Source organism: Flavobacterium sp. KACC 22761 (assembly GCF_034058155.1).
Taxonomy (GTDB): domain Bacteria; phylum Bacteroidota; class Bacteroidia; order Flavobacteriales; family Flavobacteriaceae; genus Flavobacterium.
On sequence record NZ_CP139148.1, the window covers coordinates 2752462 to 2770096 of the forward strand.

At 39.9% G+C, this 17635-nt stretch carries 9 protein-coding genes, 2 tRNA genes and 3 rRNA genes; 7 read left to right on the top strand and 7 right to left on the bottom strand.

Features of this window, described 5'->3' with window-relative positions:
• Nucleotides 1–186: 186 nt before the first annotated feature.
• The 7 genes from SCB73_RS11915 to SCB73_RS11945 form a co-directional block, all read right to left on the bottom strand.
• Nucleotides 187–1266 carry a porin gene (locus SCB73_RS11915; protein ID WP_320566458.1) on the bottom strand — a complete coding sequence of 360 codons (1080 nt, stop codon included), beginning with the start codon at nt 1264–1266 and terminating at the stop codon, nt 187–189.
• Nucleotides 1267–1719: 453 nt separating this feature from the next.
• Nucleotides 1720–2271, bottom strand: coding sequence for a K(+)-transporting ATPase subunit C (locus SCB73_RS11920; RefSeq protein ID WP_320566459.1), 552 nt, complete (start codon nt 2269–2271; stop codon nt 1720–1722).
• Nucleotides 2272–2432: 161 nt separating this feature from the next.
• Complete coding sequence (kdpB, locus tag SCB73_RS11925; protein WP_320566460.1) at nt 2433–4490, bottom strand: potassium-transporting ATPase subunit KdpB; 2058 nt, start codon at nt 4488–4490, stop codon at nt 2433–2435.
• A gap of 201 nt (nt 4491–4691) precedes the next feature.
• Nucleotides 4692–6413, bottom strand: coding sequence for a potassium-transporting ATPase subunit KdpA (kdpA, locus tag SCB73_RS11930; RefSeq protein ID WP_320566461.1), 1722 nt, complete (start codon nt 6411–6413; stop codon nt 4692–4694).
• Between the two features lie 106 nt (nt 6414–6519).
• Nucleotides 6520–6597, bottom strand: coding sequence for a K(+)-transporting ATPase subunit F (gene kdpF / locus SCB73_RS11935; protein WP_073418200.1), 78 nt, complete (start codon nt 6595–6597; stop codon nt 6520–6522).
• A gap of 164 nt (nt 6598–6761) precedes the next feature.
• Nucleotides 6762–7076 carry a DUF7674 family protein gene (locus SCB73_RS11940; RefSeq protein WP_465221497.1) on the bottom strand — a complete coding sequence of 105 codons (315 nt, stop codon included), beginning with the start codon at nt 7074–7076 and terminating at the stop codon, nt 6762–6764.
• Nucleotides 7077–7465: 389 nt separating this feature from the next.
• On the bottom strand, nt 7466–8809 hold the full coding sequence (locus SCB73_RS11945) for a sigma-54-dependent transcriptional regulator (protein WP_320566462.1): 1344 nt from the start codon (nt 8807–8809) through the stop codon (nt 7466–7468).
• 167 nt (nt 8810–8976) lie between these two features.
• Here SCB73_RS11945 and SCB73_RS11950 point away from each other — a divergent pair, with 167 nt between their 5' ends.
• The 7 genes from SCB73_RS11950 (at nt 8977) to rrf (ending at nt 17492) form a co-directional block, all read left to right on the top strand.
• The gene (locus SCB73_RS11950) at nt 8977–10185 is read left to right on the top strand and encodes a polysaccharide deacetylase family protein (protein WP_320566463.1); all 1209 of its coding nucleotides are present in this window, start codon (nt 8977–8979) and stop codon (nt 10183–10185) included.
• Nucleotides 10186–10285: 100 nt separating this feature from the next.
• Nucleotides 10286–11302, top strand: coding sequence for an LLM class flavin-dependent oxidoreductase (locus SCB73_RS11955; RefSeq protein WP_320566465.1), 1017 nt, complete (start codon nt 10286–10288; stop codon nt 11300–11302).
• A 951-nt stretch (nt 11303–12253) separates the two neighbouring features.
• Nucleotides 12254–13767, top strand: a 16S ribosomal RNA gene (locus SCB73_RS11960).
• 129 nt (nt 13768–13896) lie between these two features.
• A tRNA-Ile gene (locus SCB73_RS11965) sits at nt 13897–13970 on the top strand.
• Nucleotides 13971–14059: 89 nt separating this feature from the next.
• Nucleotides 14060–14133, top strand: a tRNA-Ala gene (locus SCB73_RS11970).
• 188 nt (nt 14134–14321) lie between these two features.
• Nucleotides 14322–17203, top strand: a 23S ribosomal RNA gene (locus SCB73_RS11975).
• A gap of 179 nt (nt 17204–17382) precedes the next feature.
• Nucleotides 17383–17492: ribosomal RNA gene (rrf, locus tag SCB73_RS11980) — 5S ribosomal RNA — on the top strand.
• The 16S, 23S and 5S rRNA genes sit together here with 2 tRNA genes alongside, the layout of an rRNA operon.
• The last annotated feature ends 143 nt before the right edge of the window (nt 17493–17635 follow it).

Below are 17635 nucleotides of genomic sequence, written 5' to 3' on the forward strand. Positions count from 1 at the left end.
GTTATCGGGATTCACAGATTAAAGTGATTTTTTTTTAGCCACGAATTACACGAATTGCACAAATTTTTATTTTAAAAATGGGATAACGTTAAAGTAATTAATTCGTGAAAATTTATGCAATTCGTGGCAAATGACTCAACACAAAGAATCCCTTTAATCTGTGGAATCTGTGGCAAAAAATATTTTCTAGAAACTAATCGCCAGCGAAGTTGTTACAAACGTATTCGTATCCGTTGGAAGATTATCTTTATTTGTAAAAATTTCATCCTTGCTTGACAGATTTCTTGCTTCAATTCTAAACATAACATTATCAGTAACTAAGTAATCAAAGTTAGCTGAAAATCCGTAAGTTTTAAATCCGTTTGGAGATTCTGTTGCGATGATTACGCCTTTTTCGTCGCTGTAATATTCTCCACGTGCTGCCAACTGAATTTTATCAGTCGGTTTGTATTGTAGAATCAAAACAGGAGAGAACCAAACGTCATATTTTTCGCTTCCTTTAGCCGATTGCTGAGAACCAATATCAAATCCAGTTGTCAGATTCACTTTTTCAGCTACTTTAAATTGTCCGTAAAAGTTATTGAAATAACGCCATTTTTTATCAATATCCGGCTGTTCGTTTCCAACATAAGTGCTCCAGTTCAAAGTCACATTATCCGATGGCTTAAAAGTAACCTGCGTTCCAAAAGCAGGAGTCTGATTGCCTTCTACTTTTTCAATTCTTTGCCAACCGTTTAAATACATTCCGGCCAAATACCATTCTCCAGATTCTGAAGTATAACCAATTTTAACTCCCGTTTCATAATAAGGAGAATTCTCAGCCAGAATACTTCTCGTTAAAGTCTGACAATCTTTTCCAATTGCACTTTCAAAACCAATATGCGAAGGCATAATTCCCGCATCAATCCATAAATTATGGTTTTTAGAAATTTTAACGCCAACATTTGCTTCATAAACATTTTGCAATAAACCCTGTTCAGCCGACATATTATACTGCGGATAAGTTCCAGCCATCAAGGCAAAATTTCCACGGACATTTTCTGTCGAATAATTCACTTTTGCCATTCCCAAATTCAGGTTGACTTCATTGCTTTTATTATAACTGTAAAAAAAGTTTGGCCGAGTATGATTTTCAGGTTTCCCGAAATCATAACTGTAATAAACGTCTACATATCCCGAAAACGTAAACGGACTTTTAGATGCTGACTGTGCGTGTAAATTGCTAAAACCAAAAGCGATTAAAGCAGTAAGTATTATTTTTTTCATTTTGCGGTATTCAATTATTTATTTAGTAGATTTTTTAGGAGCTAATCCCGCTATCCGTTTCAATCTTTTGTGCCGAACCCCGGCACAAAAGGATTTCCACTACTATCGGGGCTAGGGCATTTGGGGTAAAAAGGCGTTTTGTATTATAATAGGTTTTATATCCTAACAGGTTTCTAAAACCTATTAGGTATTATTTTAAGTTTAGTTTTTTCGATTCCAATTTGCGTTCTGTTTGTCATTTCGGCGTAAGGAGAAATCTTCGCAAGTAGCTCCGCAAAGGATATCAATCTGTGTCGATTTGGCAATGAGGATTTCTCCTTACGTCGAAATGACAAATTATACGTGTTGCTTCATGATAATAGTTGACACAGATTCATACCTGCAAGGTTTTGAAAACCTTGTAGGAGAAAAACTTAGAATCTCAGTATCTTAGAATCTTAGCATCTTAAAGCTTTAGCGAAGCTGATCAAGCGCCACATTCAATTCCAAAACATTAACCGTCTCAGGCCCAACAATGGCAGTATTAATTTTAGATTCTACCAAAACTTTTACTTTAGCCTCATCCAGTTTTCTTTCTTTAGCAATTCTTTTAACCTGAATCAAAGCGCCTTGGGGAGAAATATTCGGATCTAGACCACTTCCGGAAGCCGTAACCATATCAGCTGGAATATCAGATTTTTTCAAATAAGGATGAACCAATAAAAGTGTATCAATTCTTTTTTGAACCAAAGCCAAATATTCGGCATTGCTTGGACCTTTGTTACTTCCAGCACTTCCTGCAGCATTGTAATCTACAGCCGAAGGTCTTCCCCAGAAATAATTTGATTTATCAAACTTTTGTCCGATTTTTTGATAACCAATTACTTTTCCGTTAATCGAAATAGTTTCTCCTTTTCCTTGATTGGGAGCAATTTGTGCGATTCCGTAAATCGCAAGAGGATAAATAATTGCAAATAGAATTAATGTAACCGCAGTAAGTTTTAGTATAGAAAATAGATTTTTCATTTTGTTTGAGATTCTAAGGGACTAAGTTGCTAAGGTTCTAAGATTTCTTCTCAGAACTTAGCAATTCAGAACCGATGTTTTTTATTGAGTTTTGATAGATTCTAGTTTTTACGATTCTAAGAGAAAACCTTAGTTCCTTAGAATCTTAGCACCTCAGAACCTTACATAAAAAGTGCAACAATCACGTCAATCAGTTTGATTCCAATAAAAGGAACAATTAATCCGCCAAGGCCATAAATCAAAAGATTTCGTTTTAAAATAGCACTCGCACCAATCGGACGATATTCAACACCTTTCAGCGCAAGCGGAATCAAGATCGGAATGATAATCGCATTGAAAATTACCGCCGATAAAATGGCACTTTCAGGACTATGCAGATGCATAATATTCAAACCTTGAAGCGCTGGAATTGCAGTAATAAACAACGCAGGAACAATCGCAAAATATTTCGCAACGTCATTAGCGATTGAGAACGTAGTCAAAGTTCCTCGAGTCATTAAAAGCTGTTTTCCAATTTCGACAATTTCGATTAATTTCGTTGGATCATTGTCAAGATCGACCATGTTTCCGGCTTCTTTTGCCGCTTGAGTTCCGCTGTTCATGGCAACTCCAACATTCGCTTGCGCAAGGGCAGGAGCATCGTTTGTTCCGTCACCCATCATGGCAACCAAGCGTCCTTCAGCTTGCTCTTTTCGGATATAGTTCATTTTATCTTCAGGTTTAGCTTCAGCGATAAAATCATCTACACCAGCTTTCTCAGCAATAAACTTAGCTGTCAGAGGATTATCTCCTGTAACCATAACTGTTTTGATTCCCATTCGGCGTAAGCGTTCGAAACGTTCTTTCATTCCGGTTTTAATGATATCTTGTAATTCGATTACACCTTGAATTTCGTTGTTTTTAATAACTACTAAAGGCGTTCCTCCGTTAGACGAAATAGAAATTACTTGCTGTGCTGTATCTTCAGGGAAAACATTTCCTGCTTGTAAAGCAATTTTTTTTGCTGCATCTTGTGCACCTTTTCTAATATTGGTTCCATCTTTTAATACTACTCCCGAAGTTCTGGTTTCGGCAGTAAACTTGATAGTGTGCGCGATGTCAGAAGTAGTTTGTAAAAAGCTGGCTTTCGCTTCACTTTTCACATCAATCATTTCACTTAACTCGAGAATACTTTTCCCTTCCGGAGTATCATCTGCAAGCGAACTCAAAACAGCCGATTTAACGAAATCATCAAAAGAGATTCCTTTTGTCGGATAAAAATTCGTTGCTTTTCTGTTTCCAATTGTGATTGTTCCGGTTTTATCCAAAAGCAAGACATCAATATCTCCGGCAGTTTCAACGGCTTTACCAGATTTTGTAATTACGTTGGCACGTAAAGCTCTGTCCATTCCCGCAATACCAATAGCAGAAAGTAAACCTCCAATTGTAGTTGGAATTAAACAAACGAATAGCGCAATAAAAGCAGCGATTGTAATAGGAGCGTTGGCATAATCGGCAAACGGTTTTAAGGTAACGCAGACAATTACGAAGATTAAGGTAAAAGCTGCTAACAAAATGGTCAAAGCAATTTCGTTTGGTGTTTTCTGACGGCTTGCACCTTCAACCAAAGCAATCATTTTATCTAAAAAGCTTTCGCCAGGCTCAGAAGTTACTTTTACTTTAATTTTATCAGAGAGCACTTTTGTTCCTCCTGTAACCGAAGATTTATCACCGCCGGCTTCGCGAATTACTGGAGCACTTTCTCCGGTAATGGCACTTTCGTCGATTGTGGCCAACCCTTCGATAATTTCTCCATCGGCAGCAATTAAATCCCCCGCTTCACAAATGAAAATATCGTCTTTTTTTAATGTTGAAGAACTTACATTTTTTATTTCTCCATTTGGCAGAATTTGTCTTGCAGGAGTTTCTTCACGGGTTTTTCTTAAACTGTCGGCTTGTGCTTTTCCTCGAGCTTCGGCAATCGCTTCAGCGAAATTGGCAAACAAAAGCGTTGCAAATAAAATTAGGAAAACAATCAAATTATAGATAAAACTTCCCTGATCGTTTGCGCCCATTAATATTGAAATGCAGACCGCAAACATAATCGCAGTTCCGATTTCTACGGTAAACATTACCGGATTTTTAACCATCATTTTCGGATTCAGCTTCACAAAAGACTGCGCGAATGCTTCCTTTACTTGTTTACTTTCAAACAATGATGTGGATTTATTAGTTGTCATTTTTTTGTTGTTTAATTGGGCTGAGTAGTTTTTAAACACATAGAAACATAGATTTTTACTTTGAGGAAAAGGCGTTTCACTTGCATTAATACACATAGCTATGTGTTAGAAACTAGTTTCTTTTAATTCATCTTTTTCAGATGAAGAAAAAATCTATGTTTCTATGTGTTTAAAATATTTTCAGCATTGAAAAATGAGTTATTATTTTAAAGTAAAGAATTCTGCCAATGGACCAAGAGCTAATGCAGGAAAGAACGATAAAGCAGCAATAATGGCAATCACAGCAAAAATCATTATTCCAAAAATGGAAGTATCGGTTTTTAAAGTTCCTGCACTTTCAGGAATGTATTTTTTACCTGCCAATAAACCAGCAATAGCTAACGGACCAATAATTGGAATAAAACGGCTTAGAAGTAATACAATTCCTGTAGTGATATTCCAAAACGGATTATTATCTCCCAAACCTTCAAAACCAGAACCGTTGTTAGCAGCGCTCGAAGTATATTCGTATAACATTTCAGAAAATCCGTGGTTGCCAGGATTGTTTAACCAGCCTGTTGCGTTTCCGCTGAACCAATAACCCATTGCGGTATCATGTGCAGCAAAATAAGAAGCCAAAGCTGTTCCTGCTAAAATCAATAAAGGATGAAGAATGGCAATAAAGGCAGCAATTTTAACTTCCCGAGCTTCGATTTTCTTTCCTAGAAATTCAGGAGTTCGGCCAACCATTAAACCAGAAATAAATACAGCCAGAATAATAAAGATGTAAAAGTTGAGGTAACCTACACCGCATCCGCCATAAAAAGCATTGACCATCATGGCTAATAATTGCATAGCTCCAGAAACTGGCATTGAACTATCGTGCATGCTATTTACAGATCCTGTAGAAATTACAGTTGTAGCAATGCTCCAAAATCCTGAAATAGCTGGACCAAAACGAACTTCTTTTCCTTCCATTGCTCCAGTTGTCTGTGCAATTCCCATTTTTGCAATAGCAGGATTTCCGTTGATTTCGCTCGAGATTGTCGGAATTACAAGAAGTAAAAATCCAACGGTCATAACACCAAAAATGATGTAAGCAAACTTTCGTTTATTTAGGAAAAATCCAAGTGCAAAAATCATTGCAAACGGAACAATCATTTGTGCCCAAAGTTCTACGGCATTAGTAAAATAAGTTGGGTTTTCTAATGGGTGAGCGGAGTTGGCTCCGAAGAATCCACCACCGTTTGTACCAATATGTTTAATAGCAATAAAAGCTGCGGCTGGTCCGCGTGATACTTCAACGTGATCGCCTTGTAAAGTTGTAATGGAATCTTTTCCTTCAAAAGTCATTGGAGTGCCGCTGAAAACCAAAACAATAGCGACAATTGCTGAAAGCGGTAATAAAATACGAGTACAGCTTTTTACAAAATAATTATAGAAATTTCCTAGCTTATCTGTAGTTCTTTCTTTCATTGCAGTGAAAACCATTGCAGCAGCAGCGATTCCGACACCAGCAGAAACGAATTGTAGAAACATTAAAACTAGCTGTGATAAGTAAGAAACACCACTTTCGCCTGAATAATGTTGCAAATCACAATTGACTAAAAATGAAATGGCAGTATTAAATGCCAAATCAGGTGTCATTGACGGATTGTTATCTGGGTTTAAAGGCAAAGAACCCTGAAAAAGCAAGACAAAAAAGCAAAGAAAAAACCAAACCATATTGATGCTCAAAAGTGCTTTTAAGTGCTGTTTCCAGTTCATTTCTTCGGCTGGATTAATGCCGCTGAGTTTAAAAATAAATTTTTCAAGCGGATTGAAAATCGGGTCAAGTAGGGTTTTATTTCCCGTAAAAACTTTAGCAATATATTTCCCTAACGGAATGGCTAAAATAATAGTGAGGATAAAAATACCAATGACGCCTAATAATTCTGTGTTCATAATTTTTATATTTTTTTAGTGAAAGTGAGAGGTGATTTGTAAAATGAGTTGATGAATAAAATTTGTGTTTACATTTCACTTAATGCATTTTCACTTTTTACATGATTTAAAATTTCTCGGGTTTGATTAAAACATAAATCAAATACACGAAAACGGCGATTGAAACAATAAATAGTGCAGTCATGATTTAGATTTTTTCAAAGAATTCAACGGAGAGAAAACAAATGGCAAACAACACAACGGCTAATCCGAGTAAAAGAAAGGTGATCATAATATTATTTTAGATTTAAGATTGTAGGCTTTAGATTTTTTCGATTAAACAATTAAACAGTGAACCGATTAAACTTTTTATACTCCCGAAGCATTAACCTGTTTGATATATTCTGCTTTAAGCGTCTGTGGAAAAAGATGTGAAATATTGCAGTGGCGCATTTCCATAAAAGATGAAACCGAAAAAACGTACACGTTAGAAATAGCATTTTTAGTTTCGATGCTTCCAGTAATAAATAACCGTTCAGCAAGGGCTAAGCATTTTTTAGCACGAACGATATTTCCAGAAATAATAGATTTTTTGGTTATCTCAGCAAACCGTTCGGCTTGTTTGTAGATTGAGGTTACTTGATTTTTCATTTGGTATGAATTTTTAATGTTCTTCCTCTTTATGCCAAAAGATGTTCCGAAAAAGTCAAGTTGAGTTTAAAGTGTTGTAAATAAAAGGAATGTAGTTTTGTGCCAAAAAATAGGCATAAAAAAAGCCTATCATTTTGATAAGCTTTTCTCGTTTTGATATGTTATTATCAAGCTCCGGAGGAGCGAAATGTTTATAGAAAATAAATAATTGTCACGGTTATTAGAGCCCCAGCGGGGTGAAATATTTTTGAATTGTGTCGATATCGCTCCGCTGGAGCTTTTGATCAATGTGATTAAATTATTCTATAAATATTTCGCTCCTCCGAAGCTTTAAAATTGGATTTGAAATTTGCCATTGTCATTGATATTTGGACCCGAGCGATAGCGAACAGGCGAAGCAATTTTAAAAATTGGAATTTATTCTATTGAATCCCATATTCTTCAATTTTTCTATACAAAGTTGCAATTCCAATTTCCAATAATCTCGCGGTTTCAGCCTTATTTCCTTTCGTATAATTTAAAACCTTTTGAATATGGAGTTTCTCAACACTTTGCATGGAGAAAGCTGACAGAGGTTTTGAATTATTTTCAGCTTGATGTTGCATTTCATAAGGAAGAACATCTGAAGTCAAAATATCTCCATTGCTCAAAATAACCGATCTTTCGATGACATTTTTAAGCTCGCGGATATTTCCTGGCCAAGAATAGTTTTCCAATTTTTGTAAAAAGTCATCAGCAATCCGTAAAGCTTTTTTATTTGTTTTTTCAGAAAACTGCGTCACGTAATAATTAGCCAAAAGCGGAATATCTTTAATTCTTTCTCGCAAAGAAGGCAATTTAATTTCGAAAATATTCAAACGGAAATACAAATCAGAACGGAAACGATGTTCATCACTTTCTGTTTTTAAATCACGATTTGTAGCAGCAATTAATCTGAAATTTGATTTTTTTGGAGTCGTGTCTCCAACGGGAATATATTCGGAAGTTTCTAAAACACGCAATAATTTCGCCTGAAGATCAATTGGCATTTCACCAATTTCATCCAGAAACAAAGTTCCGCCATTTGCTTCTTCAATAAAACCTTTTTTATCTTTTACAGCTCCTGTAAATGCGCCTTGTTTATGACCGAAAAGTTCGCTTTCTAAAATTTCTTTTGTGAAAGTACTGCAGTTCAGCGCCACAAAAGATTTTCCTGCACGATTGCTGTTTTCATGAATCGCCTGCGCAAAAACTTCTTTTCCGGTTCCGGTTTCTCCCATAAGTAAAACAGTCGAATCGGTTTTTGCTACTTTTTGTGCCAAATCAATAACTTGTTCGATTCCTTTTGATTTTCCAATTATGGTATTGAAAGAATATTTATCATTGATTCGTTTTTCAAGTTGTTGGACTTTTTTCTGCAATTGCACTTTTTCGACAGCTTTATAAAGAAGCGGAATAATTTTATCGTTATCGTCGCCTTTTACAATATAATCGAAAGCGCCGTTTTTCATGGCCTGAACGCCATCGGGAATATTTCCGAAAGCCGTCAGCAGAATTACTTCTGTTAGAGGAAAACTGTTTTTTATGTTTTGAAGAAAATCAACGCCATTTCCGTCTGGTAATTTTACATCGCACAAAACGACATCAATTTCGGTTTGTTCCAATTTCTTAAAACCAGATTTTAAATCTTTGGCTTCAAAAACTTCAAATCCTTCTGATTTTATAATTCGCGCTAACAGACTTCTTAGTTTTTCTTCGTCGTCTATAATTAAAATTTTGTGTGTCATTTTGCAGATAAGCTAAAACCGAATTGGTATTTTGATGTACAAATTTAGGTCTAAAATTAGTTCTCTTTTTTGATTCAGAACAAATTATTTTTAAAGACAGAATCAGTTTTAAAATATTTTTTCAAAAAGAAATGTACTTTTAGATCGCAAAAGAACCACTAAAATTTATGTCAAAACAAATCTTCCTTATAATAGCTTGCGTAATCTTCGGAAGCTTTACTAGTTTTTCAAACGGAATTATTCTAAAAGATTCTTCAAAACCGAAAACTATTTCATTCAAAATAAAATTAAAATCGGCAGATAAAATCAAAGTTGCTGTTTCTCCTTTAAAATACAATAAACATTTAGCGTATAGTTTTACGTTTGATGATGGTTACAGATCGGCCTATTTAACCGCTTTTCCATTATTGAATGGAGGAAAAATCAGTAATTCATCAATAAACGAATGGAAAATCGATCAAGGTGGAGACGGAACAATTTCAGAAGGGCTTTTTTATTCAGACGGAATGGGAAATAAAATTCCGTTTAAATTGGCATTAGCGATAAATGGAGGTTCAATTCGTGATTTGCCAGAAAATCGCGGACATCTTTCGTGGAAAGAAGTAAAAGAAATGTACAATGCTGGTTGGGATATTTTGAATCATGGATTTCATCACGCTACCAAACATGGAACAAACTACAAAACAGAAGTAACCGAAAATACTACTTCGATTAAACAAAATCTAGATTTCAATATGTCTCATTTTGTGGTTCCTGGTGGAGAAGGTGATGAAAAGTATTATTTGGAATATGAAAAAGAGGCACTTAATAACGGACATTTTTCGGTGGCGTCTTATTATGGTGTTGGACCGGTTTTTAAAGTAGATTCAAAAGTAGATTTAGATAAAATGATTTCTGCCCGAACTTTTGTGCAGAGTTCAAAAGACACAACAAGTTTTAAAACGATGGATAAATATTTAAAAACGATAGATTCTATTGTAAAACAGAAAGATCCAGTTTGGTTTAACGAATTCACGCACGGAACTGGAAATACAAATTTGTGGAATCTAAGTATGCGTTTTCCTGAATTCAAATATTATATGACTACGCTTGCCAATAAATACGGTTTAAAAGGGAACGACTCAATCTGGATGGCGCCGTGGCAGGAGGTTTACGAATACATTTGGTTAAGAGACCGAATAAAAGTCGATTTCCAGCAGAAAAATAAGGAAGTAACCGTAACAATTCAGCTTCCAGAAATTCCAGAAAATTTTAGAAATCGTGATATTTCATTAAATGTAGAAACGTCATCAAAATTTGAAATCGAATCGAATAAAGATTTGAAAATAAAAGATGACGGAAAAACAACGCACAAACAGATTTTAATACAATTGTAGAGGTAATATTTGTAACTACAAATATTATAATTCTATTAACATTAGAAAGGAAAAGGCATTCGCATAAATGACTTAATTTTGCATTTTAGCCTTAATTTATATGAAAAAACCAATTTCAGTCTCAATATTAGAGCTTGCAATTATCACTCAAGATAGCAACGCAACCGAAACATTTCAAAAAACAAAAGACATTGCGCAATTAGCCGATAAACTCGGATACAAGAGAATCTGGTTGGCAGAACACCATAATATGGCGCATGTTGCAAGTACTGCAACTGTAGTTTTAATTGGTTATGTTGCAAGTCAAACCGAAAATATCCGAGTAGGTTCTGGCGGAATTATGCTTCCAAATCATTCTCCTTTAGTAGTAGCAGAACAATTCGGAACTTTAGAAACGCTTTACCCAAACCGAATCGATTTAGGTTTAGGAAGAGCTCCAGGAACTGATCAGCCAACTGCCGAAGCGATTCGAAAAGACTTTTTTGAACAAGCACAGCGATTTCCACAAAACGTAACTAAACTTCAAGAATATTTTTCAACCGAAAATGCAACAGGAAAAGTCCGTGCATTTCCAGCCGAAGGCCTAAACGTCCCAATTTGGATTTTAGGATCAAGCATGGAAAGCGCAGCTTTGGCGGCGGCTTACGGATTGCCTTATGCCTTCGCTGGACATTTTGCACCAAAACTGATGATTCAGGCATTTGAATTCTATCGCGAAAATTTTCAACCTTCAGAATATTTGAATGAACCAAAAACAATGGCTTGTGTCAATATAATCGCAGCAAACACAAATGAAGAAGCTGAATTATTATCGACAAGTTTGTATCAAATGTTTTTAAACCTGATTAGAAATGATCGTAAAGGTTTGCAACCACCTGTTTCTTCATTAGATGATATTATGAATGAAGCGGAACGTTATCATGTCAATCAAATGACTGCTGGAACCTTCACAGGAAATAAAGAACAATTAGTAACTGACTTGAAAAAGTTTGTCAATTACGCCCAAATAAATGAGCTTATGGTTACGAGTCCAATATTTGATCATCAAGCAAAGTTAAAAAGTATTGAAATTACTAAAGAAGTAATAGATACGATCAACGAAAGTATACATATATAAGTATACATATATAATAGTAGATCTCACACACGCAACCCGCCAGTTTCCCAAAAGCTGTCGGGTTTGTTTTTTTTTATACATATAATATAGATGAGCAAGATTTTGTCCTGCTGAGCGGGGTAGAAGTCTTTTTTTAGTTTTAGAATCTGTTTTATTAGGAGCTGATCCCGCTATCCGCTGCAATCTTTTGTGCCGAACCCCGGCACAAAAGGATTTTTGCTTCTATCGGGGCTAGGGCATCCGTTTTCAGGAGAAGATTTCCGAAGCAGAAGACATTTTCAGAAGAAAAAAAGAAAAAACTCAGCGCCTTTGCGCCTTTTCGAGATTAAAAAAGGCAGAAAACAAGGCTTTGCGGCTTGGCGCCTTCGCGGCAGAACAGCGCAAAGAACAGCCAAACGAGGAAAAACCCCACAATTGCTGAAAAAACTTCGGAATGTAAAGAATCCGTTATCAGCGAGTTATGAAATAAATGAAAAAAAGAATTAAAAAAGATTTGAAAAAGCCTTGCATAACTGGAAAAAGGTGCTACTTTTGCACCCGCAACAGCGAAAACGTTCACAGAAATACTGGCAGGCAATACGGATCAAGCGGGAAGATATTCTCGAAAAAAAAGTTCAAAAAAAGCTTGCAGGTTTTGAAAAAGCGTTCTACATTTGCACCCCGCAAAACACGGAAAGTTCATTGAGGTATTGGAAGGAAAACGAGAAGGGATGAGGCGAAAAAAAAAGCTTCAAAGATTTTTCAAGTTTTTCTTGCGAGAAACAAAAAGAAGTTTTAGTTTTGCACCCGCTTTGAGAAACAAGCGCAAAGACAAAAAAAGACACGTTCGTAGACATATTGAATTGACAGCCGTTCCGATGCAAATCGGAACAAAAAAAAGAATAAGAGTAATGGAATCGAGAGATTCGAAAAGAACCGACTGGAATTCATCGAATGATAATATTAAAATATACGATGAAGAGTTTGATCCTGGCTCAGGATGAACGCTAGCGGCAGGCTTAACACATGCAAGTCGAGGGGTATAAGTCTTCGGATTTAGAGACCGGCGCACGGGTGCGTAACGCGTATGCAATCTGCCTTCCACAGAGGGATAGCCCAGAGAAATTTGGATTAATACCTCATAGCATTGCAAGGGGGCATCCCTTTGCAATTAAAGTCACAACGGTGGAAGATGAGCATGCGTCCCATTAGCTAGTTGGCAAGGTAACGGCTTACCAAGGCTACGATGGGTAGGGGTCCTGAGAGGGAGATCCCCCACACTGGTACTGAGACACGGACCAGACTCCTACGGGAGGCAGCAGTGAGGAATATTGGTCAATGGGCGCAAGCCTGAACCAGCCATGCCGCGTGCAGGATGACGGTCCTATGGATTGTAAACTGCTTTTGTACGGGAAGAAACACTCCTACGTGTAGGAGCTTGACGGTACCGTAAGAATAAGGATCGGCTAACTCCGTGCCAGCAGCCGCGGTAATACGGAGGATCCAAGCGTTATCCGGAATCATTGGGTTTAAAGGGTCCGTAGGCGGTCCTGTAAGTCAGTGGTGAAAGCCCATCGCTCAACGATGGAACGGCCATTGATACTGCAGGACTTGAATTACCAGGAAGTAACTAGAATATGTAGTGTAGCGGTGAAATGCTTAGAGATTACATGGAATACCAATTGCGAAGGCAGGTTACTACTGGTGGATTGACGCTGATGGACGAAAGCGTGGGTAGCGAACAGGATTAGATACCCTGGTAGTCCACGCCGTAAACGATGGATACTAGCTGTTGGGGGCGACCTCAGTGGCTAAGCGAAAGTGATAAGTATCCCACCTGGGGAGTACGAACGCAAGTTTGAAACTCAAAGGAATTGACGGGGGCCCGCACAAGCGGTGGAGCATGTGGTTTAATTCGATGATACGCGAGGAACCTTACCAAGGCTTAAATGCAGACTGACCGTTTTGGAAACAGAACTTTCGCAAGACAGTCTACAAGGTGCTGCATGGTTGTCGTCAGCTCGTGCCGTGAGGTGTCAGGTTAAGTCCTATAACGAGCGCAACCCCTGTTGTTAGTTGCCAGCGAGTCATGTCGGGAACTCTAGCAAGACTGCCAGTGCAAACTGTGAGGAAGGTGGGGATGACGTCAAATCATCACGGCCCTTACGCCTTGGGCTACACACGTGCTACAATGGCCGGTACAGAGAGCAGCCACTGGGCGACCAGGAGCGAATCTACAAAGCCGGTCACAGTTCGGATCGGAGTCTGCAACTCGACTCCGTGAAGCTGGAATCGCTAGTAATCGGATATCAGCCATGATCCGGTGAATACGTTCCCGGGCCTTGTACACACCGCCCGTCAAGCCATGGAAGCTGGGGGTGCCTGAAGTCGGTGACCGCAAGGAGCTGCCTAGGGTAAAACTGGTAACTAGGGCTAAGTCGTAACAAGGTAGCCGTACCGGAAGGTGCGGCTGGAACACCTCCTTTCTAGAGCCTCGATTGTTTGCCGCAAGGCACGGCGAGGAAACAAGATGGATATCCTGAAGGTCTTGGGCCTCGGAATTCGATTACTCTTGCTGTCGATTTAAAAAATGATAAACAATTAAGAAAAAACAGAGTCTCGTAGCTCAGCTGGTTAGAGTACTACACTGATAATGTAGGGGTCGGCAGTTCGAGTCTGCCCGGGACTACTATTTTGACTTGAGAAAAAGGAAATTCTAGGGTTGAGTTCTTATGAATGATTATTCATAATTCATAATTCACAATTCATAATTAGATTGGGGGATTAGCTCAGCTGGCTAGAGCGCCTGCCTTGCACGCAGGAGGTCAACGGTTCGACTCCGTTATTCTCCACAAAAAAGTACAAAGGTGATAGTACAGGGTATCAAGACGGTAGTCTTGATGCTTCATGCAAAAATCTTGATACTTATTAAAGTTCATTGACATATTGAGATAAGAAAATACAAGAAAGTAGAAAGCGTTTTCTGCAGTTTTGCTGCAGGAGACAAAAAAAACGGTCATAATAGATATTATGATTGGTACAATAAGCAAAACAAGGGCGCATGGGGAATGCCTAGGCTCTCAGAGGCGATGAAGGACGTGATAAGCTGCGAAAAGCTGCGGGGACGGGCACACACCGATCGATCCGCAGGTATCCGAATGGGGCAACCCGCTATATTGAAGATATAGCACACCGATAGGTGGGCAAACCCGCTGAACTGAAACATCTAAGTAGGCGGAGGAGAAGAAAACAAAAGTGATTCCGTAAGTAGTGGCGAGCGAACGCGGATTAGCCCAAACCAGCTATGTTGCGGCATAGCTGGGGTTGTAGGACCGCGATATTTCATGCACAAGGAACCGGAAGCTTCTGGAAAGGAGCGCCACAGAGGGTGACAGCCCCGTATGGGCAACGAGTGTAATGGATAGCGGTATCCTGAGTAGGGCGGGGCACGTGAAACCCTGTCTGAATTCGGCGGGACCATCCGCTAAGGCTAAATACTCCTGAGAGACCGATAGTGAACCAGTACCGTGAGGGAAAGGTGAAAAGAACCGTGAATAACGGAGTGAAATAGATCCTGAAACCATGCGCCTACAAGCGGTCGGAGCCCTTTAGTGGGGTGACGGCGTGCCTTTTGCATAATGAGCCTACGAGTTAACGTTGCCGGCAAGGATAAGTGGTTAAGCCATGGATCCGCAGCGAAAGCGAGTCTGAATAGGGCGCTTTAGTCGGCAGTGTTAGACGCGAAACCGTGTGATCTACCCATGGGCAGGTTGAAGCTGTGGTAACACACAGTGGAGGACCGAACCGGTTGACGTTGAAAAGTCTTCGGATGACCTGTGGGTAGGGGTGAAAGGCCAATCAAACTCGGAAATAGCTCGTACTCCCCGAAATGCATTTAGGTGCAGCGCTGAGGATAGTTATATAGAGGTAGAGCTACTGATTGGATGCGGGGGCTTCACCGCCTACCAATTCCTGACAAACTCCGAATGCTATATAATGTTTCCCAGCAGTGAGGGCTTGGGTGCTAAGGTCCAAGTCCGAGAGGGAAAGAACCCAGACCATCAGCTAAGGTCCCCAAATATATGCTAAGTTGAAAGAACGAGGTTTGTCTGCCCAGACAGCTAGGATGTTGGCTTGGAAGCAGCCATTCATTTAAAGAGTGCGTAACAGCTCACTAGTCGAGCGGACGAGCATGGATAATAATCGGGCATAAGCATATTACCGAAGCTATGGATTTGCATGTATGTGCAAGTGGTAGGGGAGCATTCTGACAGGGCTGAAGGTGTGCCGTAAGGCATGCTGGACCGGTCAGAAAAGAAAATGTAGGCATAAGTAACGATAATGCGGGCGAGAAACCCGCACACCGAAAAACTAAGGTTTCCACAGCTATGCTAATCAGCTGTGGGTTAGTCTGGTCCTAAGGCGAACCCGAAAGGGACAGTCGATGGCCGACGGGTTAATATTCCCGTACTACTTATTGCTGTGATGGGGTGACGGAGTGATGAAAGCGCCGCGGACTGACGGAATAGTTCGTTGAAGTACCTAGCTATAGGCTCTCTAGGCAAATCCGGAGAGCTTGGTGAAATACGATAGTACTCGGAGTCTTCGGACAAAGAGATAGCGCGCCTAAGGGCTTCCAAGAAAAACCTCTAAACTTCAGGCAATAAGTACCAGTACCGCAAACCGACACAGGTAGTTGAGGAGAGAATCCTAAGGTGCTCGAGAGATTCATGGCTAAGGAATTAGGCAAAATAGACCTGTAACTTCGGGAGAAAGGTCGCCCCGAGCAATCGGGGCCGCAGTGAAGAGGTCCAGGCGACTGTTTATCAAAAACACAGGGCTCTGCAAAATCGCAAGATGACGTATAGGGCCTGACACCTGCCCGGTGCTGGAAGGTTAAGAGGAGATGTTATCTTCGGAGAAGCATTGAATTGAAGCCCCAGTAAACGGCGGCCGTAACTATAACGGTCCTAAGGTAGCGAAATTCCTTGTCGGGTAAGTTCCGACCTGCACGAATGGTGTAACGATCTGGACACTGTCTCAGCCATGAGCTCGGTGAAATTGTAGTAACGGTGAAGATGCCGTTTACCCGCAGTGGGACGAAAAGACCCTGTGCACCTTTACTATAGCTTAGTATTGACCTTGGATAAATGATGTGTAGGATAGGTTGGAGACTATGAAGCGGCGTCGCCAGGCGTTGTGGAGTCATTGTTGAAATACAACCCTTTGTTTATCTGAGGCCTAACCCCGCGTTGCGGGGGACATTGCTTGGTGGGTAGTTTGACTGGGGTGGTCGCCTCCAAAAGAGTAACGGAGGCTTCTAAAGGTTCCCTCAGCACGCTTGGTAACCGTGCGCAGAGTGCAATGGCATAAGGGAGCTTGACTGAGAGACATACAGGTCGATCAGGTACGAAAGTAGAGCATAGTGATCCGGTGGTTCCGCATGGAAGGGCCATCGCTCAAAGGATAAAAGGTACGCCGGGGATAACAGGCTGATCTCCCCCAAGAGCTCATATCGACGGGGGGGTTTGGCACCTCGATGTCGGCTCGTCACATCCTGGGGCTGGAGAAGGTCCCAAGGGTTGGGCTGTTCGCCCATTAAAGTGGCACGCGAGCTGGGTTCAGAACGTCGTGAGACAGTTCGGTCTCTATCTACTGCGGGCGTTAGAAATTTGAGTGGATCTGATTCTAGTACGAGAGGACCGAATTGGACCAACCTCTAGTGTATCTGTTGTCCCGCCAGGGGCACCGCAGAGTAGCTACGTTGGGAAGGGATAAGCGCTGAAAGCATATAAGCGCGAAACCCACCACAAGATGAGATTTCTTTTAAGGATCGTGGAAGATGACCACGTTGATAGGCTACAGATGTAAAGGCAGCAATGTCACAGTCGAGTAGTACTAATAATCCGTAAGCTTATGTACACACTTTTCCCGATCCGCCCAGGCGGATCGGGAGGAAACTTTCTATAACAGAGCTTGTCTGTTTCTTTATCTCAGTATGTTAAAATATTTGCCCGTCGCGGGCAGTGAATAGTAAAGAGCAAGTAGTGATTAGCTTAAAAACTAATTACTAATCGCTAAGGACTAGTCACTAAAAACCTTAAGGTGGTTATTGCGGCGGGGCTCACCTCTTCCCATCCCGAACAGAGAAGTTAAGCCCGCCTGCGCAGATGGTACTGCATCATTGTGGGAGAGTATGTCGTCGCCTTTCTTTTGAGAATCCTTCCCGATTTGTCGGGAAGGATTTTTTGTTTTTAGCCAGTTTTTGAAAACCTAAACGCTGGTTCTGTTGCATCTCATCGTCTGAAATCGTTGGTCATTTTCTGGATTTAAGCGCTTTTTGGTTCTTCTGAA